The sequence below is a fragment of the Bombella sp. ESL0380 genome, assembly GCF_009725805.1.
In the GTDB taxonomy this organism is placed as follows: Bacteria; Pseudomonadota; Alphaproteobacteria; order Acetobacterales; family Acetobacteraceae; genus Bombella; species Bombella apis.
Genome location: NZ_WNIH01000003.1, coordinates 172,137 through 186,304, shown reverse-complemented (window position 1 = coordinate 186,304; position 14,168 = coordinate 172,137). Strand labels below are relative to the sequence as shown.

The window sequence follows — 14,168 nt, the reverse complement described above, 5'->3', positions numbered from 1 at the left end:
CCCGCCCTCGTGTCTTTAAACGGGAACGGTATGTCTGCGTCATTTCCCCTCACCCGCCGCAAGGCCGGACGTTTCTGGATCATCCTGGCCTGCCTGCTCTGCCTAGGTGGGGCGGTCGGGCTGGTTCTCAATGCGCTTTCCAGCACCATCGTCTTCTTCATGGCTCCTTCACAGGTGCTGGCCCATCCGCCGGCACCAACCCGGACCATCCGGCTGGGCGGCATGGTCGTGGCCGGGTCCCTCCATACTGGCAGGGCCTCCGACGACACGCCAGAGGCCCGCTTTGACGTGACGGACGGGCAGGCTGCCGTCACCGTGCAGTATAGGGGCATCCTGCCGGACCTGTTCCGGGAAGGGCAGAGCGTGGTGGCTCTGGGCCGGTATGATGGCCACGGCTTCACCGCCAGCGAGGTTCTCGCCAAGCATGATGAAACCTACATGCCCAAAGAGGTTGCCGATGCTCTCCAGAAAAGTGGCCGGTGGGACCCCCGTTTCGGCCCTCCTCCCAATGCCGCCGACTGGAACAGCATGACCGTGCCCCACCCGGACACGCCTCCCGGGCCAGGGGCCGCACCGTGACATGACCATGCTGGCCACCATCTTCTGCCCCGAGGGCGGGCATTTTGCGCTGGCTCTGGCCTGTGCCCTGGCCCTCATGCAGGGTGTCCTGCCGCTGGCCGGTCTCCGCCGGACGGACAGCCCCCTGACGGCCCTGGCCCGCCCTCTGGCCCTCAGCCAGTGCCTTGCCCTGCTTTTTGCATGGACCTGCCTCGTCACCGCCTCTCTGGGCAATGATTTCTCCCTGAAACTCATTGCCGAAACCTCGGCCATCAACAAGCCGTGGGCCTACAAGATCGCCGGTCTCTGGGGCAATCATGAGGGTTCCCTCCTGCTCTGGGTCACGCTGCTGAGCCTCTGGTGTGCAGGGCTGGCCCTTCTCCCCGGCCAGAGTGCCGCCCGGCCGGAAGGGCTGCCCCTCCGCCTGCGGGCACGGCTTCTGGCCCTGCTGGGACTGGTGGGAGCTGGCTTCCAGCTCTTCTGCCTGACGACCTCCAACCCCTTCCTGCGGCTCTGGCCCGTTCCGGCCGACGGGATGGGCATGAATCCGCTCCTTCAGGACCCCGGCCTCGCCGTGCATCCCCCGCTGCTCTATAGCGGTTATGTCGGCTTTGCCGTGCCCTTCGCCTTTGCCATCAGTGCACTGCTGGACGGCAGGGCTAATGCGCTCTGGGCCCGCCACATGCGCCCGTGGGTCATCAGTGCTTGGGCCCTGCTGACGCTGGGAATCACGCTCGGGTCATGGTGGTCCTATTCCGTGCTGGGATGGGGGGGATACTGGTTCTGGGACCCGGTGGAAAATGCCGCCCTCATCCCATGGCTGACGGGCACGGCCCTGCTGCACAGCGTTCTGGTCGTGGAGAAACGCAATCTGCTGCACGTCTGGTGCCTGCTGCTGGCAATTGCCACCTTTGCCTTTTCCCTCTCCGGGACGTTCCTCGTCCGGTCGGGCATTCTCAATTCCGTCCATGCCTTCGCCAACGACCCGGCCCGGGGGCTGTTCATTCTGGGGCTTCTGGGCCTGTATGGCGGCGGCAGCCTGCTGCTCTTCACCATCCGTGCTCCTGCCCTGCCTACCCCGCAGGCAGGTTTCTCGCCCCTCTCCCGTGAGAGTGCGCTGCTGCTCAACAACATCCTGCTCTGCACGCTCTGCGCCGTCGTGCTGACGGGGACGCTCTACCCCCCCTTCATGCAGCTGCTCTTTGGCCGCACCCTCTCCGTTGGCAAACCCTTCTTTGACGCCACGACCATTCCGCTCACCCTGCCACTTCTGGCCGTCATGGGGGTGAGCATGGCCCTGCCATGGCGACAGACCAGAGCGGACAGGCTCCTGCCCCGTCTGGCCCCGGCCCTGCTCATCACGGCCGGAAACATCCTGCCCGCCTTCTGGCTGTTCCCCACACCACTGGCGGCCCTGTCGGCCCTGCTGGCCCTGTGGGTCATCAGCGCCGCCCTCTGTGACCTGATCCTCCGTCTGCGTGGCCTGCCTGAAGGCAGCCGCCAATTGCACCGCCTGCCCCGCAGTCTCTGGGCCGCCAGCCTGGCCCATGTCGGCGTGGGGGTGACCATCCTCGGTCTCTGCGGCATGGCGGGCAGCCAGGAACGCCTCATAGAGGCCAGACCCGGCACCCATGCCACGCTGACCGGGCGGGACTGGGAACTGACCGCCCTGACCGCCCATCACGGCCCCAATTATGAGGCCGTGGAAGCACACCTGACCATCCGCCATCACGATGCCCACGGGCCGGTTCTCACCGAACTGACGCCAGAGATCCGCCTCTTCCCCCGGCAGGGGCAGCGTACACTGCATGTCGCCATCCTCCACCGCCCGCTGGAAGACCTCTATGCTGCCCTTGGCAGCGTGAAGGAAGAGCGTGACCCACAGGGGCAGAGCCATTACAGTGCCATCCTGCGCCTGCATGAAAATCCTCTGGCCTCATGGATATGGCTGGGCGGCATCATCATGGCCCTTGGCGGGGGGCTGCATCTGCTCCCCTCACGGCGGCGTCCGAAACCGGTGGAAGGGGAGCTCAGATCATGCCGCTGACACGCCGCCATCTTCTGGCCGCCCTGCCCTCCCTGGGGGCTGCGGGGCTGGGACTTGGATTCATCAGGATGCTTCATGGACTGGATCGGGGGCAGTTTGATCCCAGAGCCATCAACACCCCGCTGACGGGCCAGCCCGTGCCGGAGTTCCCCGCCCTCTCCTCCCTGCCCGGACAGGCCGGGCTGACCCGGAAAGATTTCAGGACCATGACGCAGCCGGTCCTGCTGTCCGTCTGGGCCTCATGGTGCCTGCCCTGCGTGGAAGAAATCCCGTTCATCAGCCAGCTTGCCGCCTCCCTCGCCGCTCCCCGGAAGAAGCGTGATGCACCGCTGGCCCTCTGGGGCCTCTGCTACAAAGACCAGCCCGCCAGTGCCTCCCGCTGGCTGGAACGGGCAGGCCAGCCTTTCACCCGGCTTGGTCTGGATCAGGATGGACAGGCCGCCATTGAATGGGGCGTGACCGGCGTGCCGGAAACCTTTCTCATCATGCCTGACCCGCAGATGGGCGGACGGATTGTCTGGCATGGAACGGGTGGCCTGACGGAGGCGGTCTACCAGACCCGTGTCGTTCCGCATCTGGAGGCAGCACCATGAGGCTGGCCGTCACCCTGCTCCTGCTGCTTCTCGTCAGCCCGACCTGTCTGGCCGTGGACACGCCGGATGAGATGCTGTCTGACCCGGCTCTTGAGCGGAAGGCCCAGCAGATCGGCCAGCAGCTCCGCTGCCTCGTCTGCCAGAATGAGAGCATCGAGGAAAGTTCTGCCCCTCTGGCCAGGGACCTGCGCCATGCTGTCCGCCAGCAGCTCCAGCAGGGACATACGGCAAAAGAGATCAGGGCCTGGATGGTCCAGCGATACGGAGAATTCATCCGTCTACGCCCCGCCTTCTCGCCAGCCACGGCGCTGCTCTGGCTCATGCCCCTGCTCGGCCTCATGGTGGCCCTGCTTCTGGCCTGCCGTCTCTGGCACCGTCCCGCTCCGCCACCGGCCCCCCTCACGGCGGAAGAACGCCGCACTCTGGACAGCCTGCTGAAAAAGGACTGACCCATGTCACTGCTGATCGTTGCCCTCATCTGCCTGTTCATCGGGCTGCCCATCGGCCTCAGCCTCATCCTGCGGATGAAGGTCTCCAGCCAGACGGACGACCCCACCCTGTCCCTCTACAGACGTCGGCTTGATTCGCTGGAACGGGACCGGAAGGCCGGCCTGCTGGAAAAACAGCCCTATGATGCAGCCCGCATCGAGACGGAGCGGGAGATCGTCAACCATGTCTCCACCCCGCCCCGGAGCCTCTCCGGTGCAGGCAATGCCCACAAGATCATCGGCCTTGCCACCCTGCTGCTCATCCCCCTGCTGGCCCTGCTGCTCTATGCCATCAATGGCCAGCCCTTCTTCGGACCGCAGCCTGCCAGCCAGATTCCAGCATCCGCCTTCAGGACCTCGCCCATCAGCCCACCGGCCAGCACCATGACACCATCATCCACTTCCCAGAGTGGCCAACAGCCATGAAACCCGGTCCACTCCCCCGCCTGACACGCAGTGCGGCCACCCGTCTGGACAGCACCCCGCAAAGCCTGCCCCCACGCAGCATGAGTGCCTGCCCCTGCTGCCATCAGCCGATACAGAACACGGCCAGTGTCTGCCCGCACTGCCGGGCCGAAAAACATTATGGCCCTGTGAAACGGGAGGTCCTGCTCTCCTCTCTCTGCGGTCTGGCGCTAGTCCTTGGCCTCACCCGGCTGCTTTTTCCCCAGCTCTTCGCCCCCTTCTCCCCATGGTTGATTCTGCTCATGCTGGCAGGACTGGCCGTAGGGTTCATCTTTGCCCAGTTCCGCTTTGCCGGAGACCGGTGGCTGCACCTCCACAAAGACTGAAGGCGGGTTCCTTTTCACCCTTCATGAGCCTATCATCTGCCCCGTTTTCCAGCCTGCATGATTCCGGAGGATCATACCCATGTCCGCTACGCCATCTTCCCATCCCGTCACCCAGCGTGGCATGGCAGTGCTGAATGATCCCCTCCTGAACAAGGGCACCGCCTTCCCCTGGGAAGAACGCACGGCCCTGGGGCTGCATGGTCTCCTTCCACCCGGCATCCACACGCTGGAAGAGCAGGTCGCACAGGCCTATGAAAACATCATGAGTGAAACGGACATGCTGGACCGGCATGTTCGCCTCCGTGCCATACAGGACACGAACGAGACCCTCTTCTATGCCCTGTTGCAGAAGTATCTCACGGAGCTCATGCCTGTCGTGTACACACCGGGTGTAGGGCAGGCCTGTCAGGAGTTCTCCAGAATCTGGCAGAAACCACGGGGGCTCTTTCTCTCCGGGTCGGACCGTGGGCACATGGCAGGTCGGCTGGCTGCCATCCCCAATGACGACATCCGCCTTGTCATCGTCACGGATGGTGAGCGCATCCTCGGGCTGGGCGATCTGGGAGCCAATGGCATGGGCATCCCCATTGGCAAGATTTCCCTCTACACGGCCTGCGCCGGGATCAATCCAGCCCTGATGATGCCCATCATGCTGGATGTCGGGACGGACAACGTCGCCCTCCGCAATGACCCTACCTATATCGGCAGCCGCACCCCCCGCCTGAGAGGGCAGGACTATGAAGACTTCATCGAGGAATTCGTAACGGCCCTTCAGGCGCGCTGGCCGGGCTGCCTGCTGCACTGGGAGGATTTTGCCGGACGCAATGCCGCACCACTTCTCCAGCGTTATCGGAACCGTATACCCAGCTTCAATGATGACATTCAGGGCACGGCAGGCATTGCCACGGCTGCCATCCTCAGCGGCCTGAAGGCCAAAGGCGAAACACTGGAGCAGCAGTGCATTGCCTTTGCAGGCGGCGGTGCGGCGGGTATTGGCATTGCCGGGCTTCTCCTTGCCGCCATGAAGGCCGAAGGGCTGTCGCAGGAAGAGGCCCTGAAGCGTTTCTATATCGTGGACCGCCAAGGCCTGCTGACCCATGACATGGACGGGCTGAGCGAAGGGCAGGCCCTCTTTGCCCGGCAGGATGAAACAGCCCAGAATGGACAGGGCCGGACTCTGGCGGAGGTCATCAGCAAGAATCACCCGACCATCCTCATTGGTGTTTCCGGTCAGGCGGGCCTCTTCAAGGAAGCCATGATCCGGGAGATGGCGTCATACTGCTCCCATCCCCTCATCTTCCCTCTCTCCAACCCGACAAGCCATGTCGAGGCCACTCCGATGGACATTCTGACATGGACAGGCGGACGGGCCATCGTCAGCACGGGCAGCCCGTTCTCCCCGGTTGAACTTGATGACCGCAGCATCATCATTGACCAGACCAACAATTCCTACATCTTCCCCGGTCTTGGGCTGGGGGCGCTGGCCTGCAAGGCAGAAAACATCAGCGAGGGGATGATCATGGCCGCAGCACAGGCTGTTGCGGCCCTCTCCCCGATGCAGACCGGGGGCAGCAACCTGCTTCCCCCCATTGAGACCATTCATGATGTCGCCCTAAAGGTTGCCCACGCCGTAGCCCGGCAGGCCCAGGAAGAACAGCTCTGCCCTGCCCTTGATGATGAAGCCTTGCAGGAAGCCCTCTCCACCCTGAGCTGGCGGCCCCGCTACCAGCCCTACCGGGCAGCCTGACCCTCTCCTCTTTTCCACCATTCTCCGGCAGGACCTCTTCATCATGGCAAACCGTACAGAAACTGATGGCCTCGGCCCGATCGACGTTCCCCAGACAGCCCTCTGGGGGGCCCAGACCCAGCGGTCACTCCGCTATTTCAGCATCGGGCAGGAACTCATCCCCCGTGAGATGATCGAGGCCTATGCCATTCTCAAGCGGGCCTGCGCCGTAGCCAATACGGCCAGCGGACGGCTGGAAAAGGACAAGGCAGAGCTCATCGTCCGCATCTGTGACGAAATCATGAGCGGAATGCATGACCGGCACTTCCCTCTCCATGTCTGGATGACTGGCTCCGGCACGCAGTTCAACATGAATGTCAATGAGGTCATCGCCAACCGGGCCAGCCAGATGACCGGGCAGAAACTGGGCAGCAAGAAGCCGCTGCACCCGAATGACCATGTAAACATGGCACAATCCACCAACGACACCTTCCCCAGTGCCATGTACATCGCCAGCGCCCTGACGGCCCATCGCCGCCTGATCCCGGCGCTGGAACGTCTGCACGGGGCCATTGCCCACAAAGCCGCACAGTGGAAGCATATCGTCAAGGTAGGACGGACACATCTTCAGGATGCCGTGCCCATCACGCTGGGACAGGAATGGGAAGGCTATGCCGGGATGCTGGAAGACAACCTCCAGCGGCTGGAGCAGGCCCGTGACGGACTGCTGCCGCTGGCTCTGGGGGGGACGGCCCTTGGTACGGGCGTGAACACCGACCCGCAGTTCGCTGCCCGGGCCTGCAAGGAGATTGCCCGCCTCACCCAGCTGGACTTCACCAGCGGGGCCAACAAATTTGCCCTGCAGGGAGCACATGATGCTCTGGTGCATCTCTCCTCTACCCTGCGGACGCTGGCGGGCAGCCTCTTCAAGATCGCCAACGACATCCGCCTGCTGGCCTGCGGACCCCGGGCGGGGCTGGGTGAGCTGAACCTGCCGGTGAATGAACCCGGCTCCTCCATCATGCCCGGCAAGATCAACCCCACGCAGGCCGAAGCCCTGACGATGCTGTGCCTTCAGGTCATGGGCAATGACGTGGTCGTGGGCATGGCGGGCGCTGGCGGAATGCTGGACATGAACGCCTACAAGCCCGTGATGATCCAGAACATCATGCAGAGCCTGACCCTGCTGCATGACGGCATGGAAAATTTCCGCCGCTTCCTCATCGAGGGCACGACCGCCAATGAGGACCATATCCGCCAGCAGCTGGACCATTCCCTTGTGCTGGTCACGGCCCTGTCCCCCAGCATTGGGTATGACAGAGCCTCGCAGGTCGCTCACCATGCCGTGGAGAACGGTCTCAGCCCCCGCCAGAGTGCGCTGGCTCTCGGCTTCATGACAGGTGAGGAGTATGACCGTGTGGCCGACCCGAAACTGATGCTCCAGCCGAACATCAAACCACCCAAGGGCTGAAAATCTATCTCCACGTAAATGAAAGGGGCCCAACGGACTGCTCCGTCAGGCCCCTTCTGCCATGTCATGCTGCTGTCACCGAGATGAAGCAGCGACAGGAAAAAGAATGATCCGTCTCTCAGACACGATGGCTTCTAGGCAGACGGCCATAGGCAATAACATCAACCGGGTCTCTGGAGCTGTTCCAGAAAGCAGTCCGCCCCTGATTATGGGCCAGCTTGCTCAGCGTGAACCCGTAACGGTCACAGACATGCTCTTTTGTCACACCGCACGTATTGAAGACATTGCCATCATAGTAAGACGGGACAATAACCATAACCTTGTCACTGAGAAAACTCACAGGGAACCGGATGTAATCGCCGTTACCGGCAGCCACCCTGAAACGGATGTGATCCCTCTCCACGATGAGCGTGTTGGTAATGATCTCAGACATTGGTCCTAACCTCAATAATCACTTGTCGAAACGGACACATGAACAGGCTGCGTTGACGTAATGTTGACCCCCGTACATCCCTTCGGTGGGAAGACCAGCCCTGTCAGGGACGTCTGGCCTCCATTGATGAACACTTCCAGGCTGCTGGTATCGATCAGGATGGTGATGATCATGTTGGAAGTCGCATTGCTCTTCAGACCTGCCGGAATGGAATACGTCTTTCCCCAGCCCTCAGGTGGTTCATTGGGATAGCCGGGATACAGGATGCCTGCTCTGGTCCTGTCAAACGTGATCTGACCGCTCCGGTAGATGATCAGGTCGGTACTGTACTCCGTGCCTTCCACCCGGCCCTTATTGACGGATATGCGTACTTCCTCTGGCCAGTGACCATCAACCTGATCCAGCACAACATCCAGACGATAGCAGTCCGACGTCTCCACCTCATCTGACGCAAAATCAGGATTGCCCTCACCACCTATCGTCTGCCTGGGGCCCCCTATCCCAGTGATACCATCCGCTTTTTCCACAGGAAATGTGTAGACTTTCTGCTGGCCACTGTAGTCGTCTGTATCCAGCAAGCCCTGGGATAGGACTGGATGTTCTGGAAACCCTTATAGGGTGAAGGCAGGAGCGAATAATCCCAATTACCCAGCCAGCACCCCACATAGGTCGACCTGCCATTGCGGCCTGCCACGGTCGCATAGGAATCCGGCCCGTAATCCAGAGGGATGGCCTTGGCCTGCTCATCCGGAATAAACTGCGTGCCATCCCACGCCCCCAGCCAGGCCACACAGCATTCATGCGACTGGGTCCCGCCAGGATAATCACCCTGCACGGCTCCCAGTATCGCCCACTTATGTCCCAGAGTATTCCCATGATCATCCACGATTTTCAGCTTCATGACATTGGGGCACTCCACCAGCGGTCCTGGTCCTTCCATGCTGGAAAGAAAATCCCATGACGTCCCATTAACGCTGCGAAAGAACGCAAACCGTGTTCCGATCGTCGTTGCCATCACCAGCTGGCTGTTATCGTCATCCCAGAATACACGGCAGTCCCTGAAGTCCCGCCCCTCATCACGCACGGAGTCCGGCACGAGATCAGGAGAACAGCATATCCCCAAATTGTACGGAACCTCGCCGAGCCTCTTCGCCACCAGGAGATATATGGCCTGCAAGACAGGGGCCAGGCCAGATATGTAATAATAGACACTGCCCCGACCACGGCCCAGCCTGTCTTCTTCATCCACCCACACACTTCCGGACCAGTACGTGCCGGAAAGACTGCTATTCTTGTCGATGAAGACATCCTTGCCGGAAGGCTCACGATCATCATCCGACGTCATCGTATCGATGGTAGGGCCGCTATAAGAAATCCACGACGTCGTTGGAAAACCGCTGTTAGGAGTCCATTCCGGGTTTCCCAGAGCCCACGTCCTCCACAGTCTGGCCTTCCGGTCATAAACGTAGTTTTGACCGTCATTCTGCCATTTGTGTCTGCCGGGGACCGGTACAGGAGCCAGATGCCTCTTAGGATAATACGCTACCGAAACATTGGACAGGTCCGTCATAGACAAAAACCTTTCGTGACAAAATCCGATGACAGTACCGATAGGGCACATGGCCCCGTCTCATGAGAGCGTTGCCATAAAAATTGTGCCATTTACGGCAAATATTATCAAAAATAAGAATCATGACCATAAAATGACAAACAACATTGGTATATTGATTGTAAATTAATGATTTTATATATTAATTTATAATCATCAACGCCCATAATCATGAAACAGTACATTATATTAATAAAAATCAATTTTCATAATTGCTTTCATGAACCACCAGAAGGGATACCCATGTGCCAGCCTCTACAGAAAAAGCCCGCATGGCGTGTCCATGCGGGCTTTCCCTTTGATCCATCAGACAGGGGCCGCCTCCTGAACGACCTTCCTCCATTTAATTTAAAATTTGTAACGGAAGTTCCCAGACCCGCCAGAGCTGGTCTGATGCCCGCCATACTGACCGACATAATCGACATTCACGTCGATCCGGTCCGTCAGATGCGCCGCAAAACCCGTGTTGATCTGCGCCGTACTGACAGAAAGTGGGGTCCCCTGCACGCTCATGCCATACCCATCACCCAGCGTGGAGAACCCTTCCCGCACAGAGGCGTTCGTCCGCCCGAAGGCCCGACGGTATCCGGCCTCCAGATGAGGCGAGAAGATAACCCTGCCAATATTCACGCTCGTGGCCAGCTTGACCCCGACCGTGGAGAACCCGATGGAACTGTTGCGTCCCTTCACGGCAAGAGCCGTCTCAGCTCCATGTTCATGGAAGCCGGTCTGGTCATAGTTCAGGTAGGTCATCCGGGCAAAAGGCTCGACCTCAAGCGGGAGGCGGCTCTCACTGGCAAAAACCATGCGATACCCCGTCTCTACAAAGGCCTGCCCCGTGCCGGTCCGGTTGTTGGAGGACAGACGACCCGCATAATCACCATAGGTGACACGACGGCTCGTATGCAGCATGTTCCAAGAATAGCTGAGGCCTCCCTTGAAGGTGATGGCCGCATTGTCCGTCAGCCCACCGACACGCCACGCATTTCCCACATAGGCACCGATGGTGGCGGAATTGGCATGGGCCGAAGAGCCACGGCCTGACTGCACACTGAACCAGTCACGCCCATAGGCCAGAAGCCCGCCAAGACGCCAGCCACCTTTCAGCCCCGTGTCAGCCCCCATGATCCAGCCCACGCTGGACTGGCCCATATGCCCCGCACCGGCAGCTCCGCCGGACTGGCCACCCTTCTGCCCATAGACCGTCCCCCAGACGGAGACATGACGGGTCGGATCCACATCGCAGTAACCGCTCGTCTGCTCCCTGCCATCATGGGCATGGGCACGCAGCGCATCCCCTGCACAGTCCAGACGGTCCACCACGGTTTCCTGAACATAGAAACTGTCATTGACCATCGCCGTCTTGGCACTGGCATTGATCTCACCCGAGAGGGCATTATAAGCCCCGCGGACCTGCTCACCCGTCTGCATGGCGGACCCGGCTAGGGCATCCATGAAGCCTGCCGATGTCCCAGCCCGGTCCAGACTGCCGGCAACCTGCCGCTCGTTACGGTCCTGCGCATAGGCATTGAAATTCGCCACACGCACATAATCCATAATCCAGCTGCGTCCATCCTGCGCTTCCGATACCGTACCTCTCAGGAAAGCCGTGCTCAGAGGGGATACCGCCCCCTCATCACTGCTGGACATCCGGGCCTTCTCACCCAACGTACCGGTAGCTAGGGCCCCATCGGCCAGTTTCAAGATAGTTGTCCTGTAATGCTGCCGCATGGCCATACTGGACAAATTGCTGACCGTAGCCGCAACCTGTGCCCCGTTCAGGTGGTTCTCGGTACCTGCCAGCGTCAGCGATGTGGCTGCTCCCTTACCGCCATCCAGCGTCACGCCAAGGGAAGCGTTCGGGTCCAAGGACAGGTTGTGGACCGTCCCGCTGCCGGAGATCATGGCCCCGGCGGCCACGTTCGTGGCACCACCAAGCGTGCCGTTCACGGCCAGCCCGCCCTGACGCACGTTCGTCGTGCCGTCGAAATGACTGTCATCAACAGACTGGGCCAACGTCAGGAAACCCGTTCCGGTCTTGTTGAAGGTTCCGGAACCGCTCAGGGAATTATCGAGACTTTCCGTGCCATTCTCCTCGACCGTCAGCGTACCGTCCACGGCAATGCCGTTCGTGCCCAGAGACTGCGTTCCAGCCGTGACATCAGCCTCCTGGGCAATCTCCGTGCCACCAGAATAATAGTTCGTCCCCCTGAAGACGACATTCTGCCCCTGAACGATCAGCCCGCCCTGACCGAACAAGGCATCACCATAAGAGGTGTTGCTCCCTGTCAGCGTCAGCGTCGAACCGTTCCCTAGATACCCCGTGCCATAGCCCGTCAGGGTGCCGATCCCGGCCTTCGCATTGTCGGCAACGACGAAAAGATTTCCCGCTCCCTTCAGGTCACCCAGTACGGCTCCGGAATTTCCCGTCATGCTATCATGCACCGCCAGCAGCAGGGACCGGGTCTGCGGGTCTGTCGTTCTGGAAAGCTGCGCCTCCACATAGGCCTGACGGCTGGCACTCATCCGGCCATCCGTCCGGTCCAGTCCGGCAGCCTGGTCAAGCTCCTGCGAGCCATTGCTCTTCAGCGTGCCGATGCTGGCACTGTCCGCCAGCGTGACCATACCGGACTGCTGGTCCAGCGTTCCTGTCACCCTGCCCTGGCCGCTCAGCTGCACCGTGCCCATATTGGTCATGGAGGCCACCTGCCCCGTACCGGAAATGGTGGCCTGACCACTGCTGTTGGACACGTCCCCCGTCTGACCAGTCACGGAAAGCGTGCCGTTGTTCACGATGCGGCCAACCTGTCCAGCCACATCCAGCTCAGCCCCCTGTGCCACGGAAACCTGGCTCCTGTCGGAGATCACCGCATTCCGGGCCACGTCCAGCGTGCCGGCCAGCACACCTGTGGCACCGCCATAATCGTTCCGACCCGCCAGCGTGACGGTTCCAGTCCCCGTTTTCATCAGGCCTGTCTTGGACGGACCATCATCCACGATGGACGTGGCAATCGTGCCACTACGCCCTGCCTCGGCATTCACGCCCAACATGTTCTGGCCACTACTGGTTGGCACCGCTGCCAGTCCCCCACCGGTCAGCGCATAGCCACCAGAGCCGAAATTGACGACGGAGGCCTGAGTAGGCTGCGAGCCGCTCCCTTCAACCGTAATTGTCCCGCCTGATCCAACAAAATTTGGGGGAGCTATAGGAGAACCCATTTGTCCATCAAAAACACCATATGAAGTCATGACGGCATCACCACCAGACCATGATGTCAAAGTAATTTGCTGTGTTTTCTCCCCACTACCAGACGTACCCGTACCGCCAGTCGTGCCCTCATGGGCCGTAGCCGCACCCGTATTGTCTGCACCAGTCGCCGTGCCAGTCCCCGACGTGTTGGCTGTACCGCCTCTTCCTCTCCCATCTGTGGTGACCTGAGCTACCATGACGTCAACACTCTTTGCTGCGTCATCATGGACGTAGCTGAGCATCTGCCCGGCTCTGGTTGGCAGCAGCGTGGCCTGCTGCTGCCCGGAAAGCGTGCCCGTATAATCGATCAGATGATAGATGCCAACATCGACAGCACCATTCTGCCCCCTGTTCTGCCCGGCAATTCCCGCAATCTGAATGTTGCCACCCAGCGTTACATTGCCGCTGACTTCAGCATGGGAATTATAGGCATCCCCCTTATTCCCTTTGTCTGAGGTCGTCCCTTCATAAAAGGTTGTCGTGCTGCCTCCGGCAAGATTCAGGTCACCATACAGCTTCAGACTACCGGCACTCGTAGCCGTACCGATGTTCAAGCTACCACCATCCGAGACCGTAAAGGTGCCCTGCCGCTGCGTGTTGAAGGTTGATCCCTGATTTTCCGGCACGAGACCAAGCGGCTTCATGCCCGTCACCGTGGCCGTACCACCCTGATTGATGGCTATGTTACCCGCACCATTCTGGCCGCCCAGAACGGCAAAGGAACTGTCCAGATTCAGCTGCCCACCATGATCAACGATGATGTCGCCAGACCCTTTCCCGCCATCGACTGGGCCGATCCAGAGACCACCATTCTGGACATTCAGCTGAGCAGACTGACCCACCGTACCCGGATTGACAAAATTACCGGACGCATCATACCCGACCTGATTCCCAGTGACATGAATGACACCATGAGCTTCACCTTCAGAATAATAAGGATTGGTGTTCATGCCATTTGTTCGATCATCCGGGCCATTCCCTGCTGAATTCCCGAGATAAACACCACCATTAATCCCGCCGCCGGACACAAAAAGAGCTGCACCATTAGCAATCCATAATGTCCCATGAGACGCCCCATAAAACGGGGTAAAACCCAAATCAGGATTAGACGTAAAAAGAGACATGACGGAGGAAGGCACACGGCCAGTCTGCTGACCTACAACCAGCTGTTCAGTATGTAAAGACGTCCCCTCATCACTTAC

At 60.3% G+C, this 14,168-nt stretch carries 12 protein-coding genes; 8 read left to right on the top strand and 4 right to left on the bottom strand.

Annotated features, from left to right (window positions below; translation table 11 throughout):
* Positions 1 to 30: 30 nt before the first annotated feature.
* The 8 genes from ccmE to GM608_RS01980 all read left to right on the top strand — a co-directional run bounded on the left by ccmE (position 31) and on the right by GM608_RS01980 (position 7,674).
* Complete coding sequence (gene ccmE / locus GM608_RS02015; RefSeq protein WP_052349160.1) at positions 31 to 579, top strand: cytochrome c maturation protein CcmE; 549 nt, start codon at positions 31 to 33, stop codon at positions 577 to 579.
* Positions 580 to 598: 19 nt separating this feature from the next.
* Positions 599 to 2,605 (top strand): heme lyase CcmF/NrfE family subunit, encoded by a 2,007-nt coding sequence (locus GM608_RS02010; RefSeq protein ID WP_408863030.1) that lies wholly within the window; start codon positions 599 to 601, stop codon positions 2,603 to 2,605.
* Positions 2,596 to 3,198 carry a redoxin domain-containing protein gene (locus GM608_RS02005; protein ID WP_333644906.1) on the top strand — a complete coding sequence of 201 codons (603 nt, stop codon included), beginning with the start codon at positions 2,596 to 2,598 and terminating at the stop codon, positions 3,196 to 3,198. The genes GM608_RS02010 and GM608_RS02005 overlap by 10 nt, the downstream gene beginning before the upstream one ends.
* Positions 3,195 to 3,647 (top strand): cytochrome c-type biogenesis protein, encoded by a 453-nt coding sequence (locus tag GM608_RS02000; protein ID WP_333644905.1) that lies wholly within the window; start codon positions 3,195 to 3,197, stop codon positions 3,645 to 3,647. Before GM608_RS02005 ends, GM608_RS02000 begins: the two co-directional genes overlap by 4 nt.
* A 3-nt stretch (positions 3,648 to 3,650) precedes the next feature.
* Positions 3,651 to 4,112, top strand: coding sequence for a c-type cytochrome biogenesis protein CcmI (gene ccmI / locus GM608_RS01995; RefSeq protein ID WP_043560921.1), 462 nt, complete (start codon positions 3,651 to 3,653; stop codon positions 4,110 to 4,112).
* Positions 4,109 to 4,477: a hypothetical protein gene (locus GM608_RS01990; protein ID WP_154981647.1), complete on the top strand. Its 369-nt coding sequence runs from the start codon at positions 4,109 to 4,111 to the stop codon at positions 4,475 to 4,477. Before ccmI ends, GM608_RS01990 begins: the two co-directional genes overlap by 4 nt.
* A gap of 79 nt (positions 4,478 to 4,556) precedes the next feature.
* Positions 4,557 to 6,224: an NAD-dependent malic enzyme gene (locus GM608_RS01985; protein WP_103765349.1), complete on the top strand. Its 1,668-nt coding sequence runs from the start codon at positions 4,557 to 4,559 to the stop codon at positions 6,222 to 6,224.
* Between the two features lie 43 nt (positions 6,225 to 6,267).
* Positions 6,268 to 7,674, top strand: coding sequence for a class II fumarate hydratase (locus GM608_RS01980; protein ID WP_333644903.1), 1,407 nt, complete (start codon positions 6,268 to 6,270; stop codon positions 7,672 to 7,674).
* 118 nt (positions 7,675 to 7,792) lie between these two features.
* On the opposite strand, the gene GM608_RS01975 is transcribed toward GM608_RS01980, so the two are convergent.
* The 4 genes from GM608_RS01975 to GM608_RS01960 all read right to left on the bottom strand — a co-directional run bounded on the left by GM608_RS01975 (position 7,793) and on the right by GM608_RS01960 (position 13,916).
* Positions 7,793 to 8,107, bottom strand: coding sequence for a hypothetical protein (locus GM608_RS01975; protein WP_249079311.1), 315 nt, complete (start codon positions 8,105 to 8,107; stop codon positions 7,793 to 7,795).
* Between the two features lie 11 nt (positions 8,108 to 8,118).
* Positions 8,119 to 8,547, bottom strand: coding sequence for a GH32 C-terminal domain-containing protein (locus tag GM608_RS01970; RefSeq protein ID WP_333644902.1), 429 nt, complete (start codon positions 8,545 to 8,547; stop codon positions 8,119 to 8,121).
* Between the two features lie 56 nt (positions 8,548 to 8,603).
* Positions 8,604 to 9,452, bottom strand: a complete 849-nt coding sequence (locus GM608_RS01965) for a hypothetical protein (protein ID WP_333644901.1) — start codon at positions 9,450 to 9,452, stop codon at positions 8,604 to 8,606.
* A 612-nt stretch (positions 9,453 to 10,064) separates the two neighbouring features.
* Positions 10,065 to 13,916: an autotransporter domain-containing protein gene (locus GM608_RS01960; protein WP_333644900.1), complete on the bottom strand. Its 3,852-nt coding sequence runs from the start codon at positions 13,914 to 13,916 to the stop codon at positions 10,065 to 10,067.
* Positions 13,917 to 14,168: the final 252 nt, after the last annotated feature.

Excerpts from the sequence above, each read along its gene's own strand:
- GM608_RS01960 (WP_333644900.1), bottom strand. The coding sequence starts at position 13,916 with ATGAACACCAATCCTTATTATTCTGAAGGTGAAGCTCATGGTGTCATT.
- GM608_RS02005 (WP_333644906.1), top strand. The coding sequence starts at position 2,596 with ATGCCGCTGACACGCCGCCATCTTCTGGCCGCCCTGCCCTCCCTGGGG.
- GM608_RS01975 (WP_249079311.1), bottom strand. The coding sequence starts at position 8,107 with ATGTCTGAGATCATTACCAACACGCTCATCGTGGAGAGGGATCACATC.
- GM608_RS01980 (WP_333644903.1), top strand. The coding sequence starts at position 6,268 with ATGGCAAACCGTACAGAAACTGATGGCCTCGGCCCGATCGACGTTCCC.
- ccmE (WP_052349160.1), top strand. The coding sequence starts at position 31 with ATGTCTGCGTCATTTCCCCTCACCCGCCGCAAGGCCGGACGTTTCTGG.
- GM608_RS01965 (WP_333644901.1), bottom strand. The coding sequence starts at position 9,452 with ATGACGTCGGATGATGATCGTGAGCCTTCCGGCAAGGATGTCTTCATC.
- ccmI (WP_043560921.1), top strand. The coding sequence starts at position 3,651 with ATGTCACTGCTGATCGTTGCCCTCATCTGCCTGTTCATCGGGCTGCCC.
- GM608_RS01990 (WP_154981647.1), top strand. The coding sequence starts at position 4,109 with ATGAAACCCGGTCCACTCCCCCGCCTGACACGCAGTGCGGCCACCCGT.
- GM608_RS02000 (WP_333644905.1), top strand. The coding sequence starts at position 3,195 with ATGAGGCTGGCCGTCACCCTGCTCCTGCTGCTTCTCGTCAGCCCGACC.
- GM608_RS01985 (WP_103765349.1), top strand. The coding sequence starts at position 4,557 with ATGTCCGCTACGCCATCTTCCCATCCCGTCACCCAGCGTGGCATGGCA.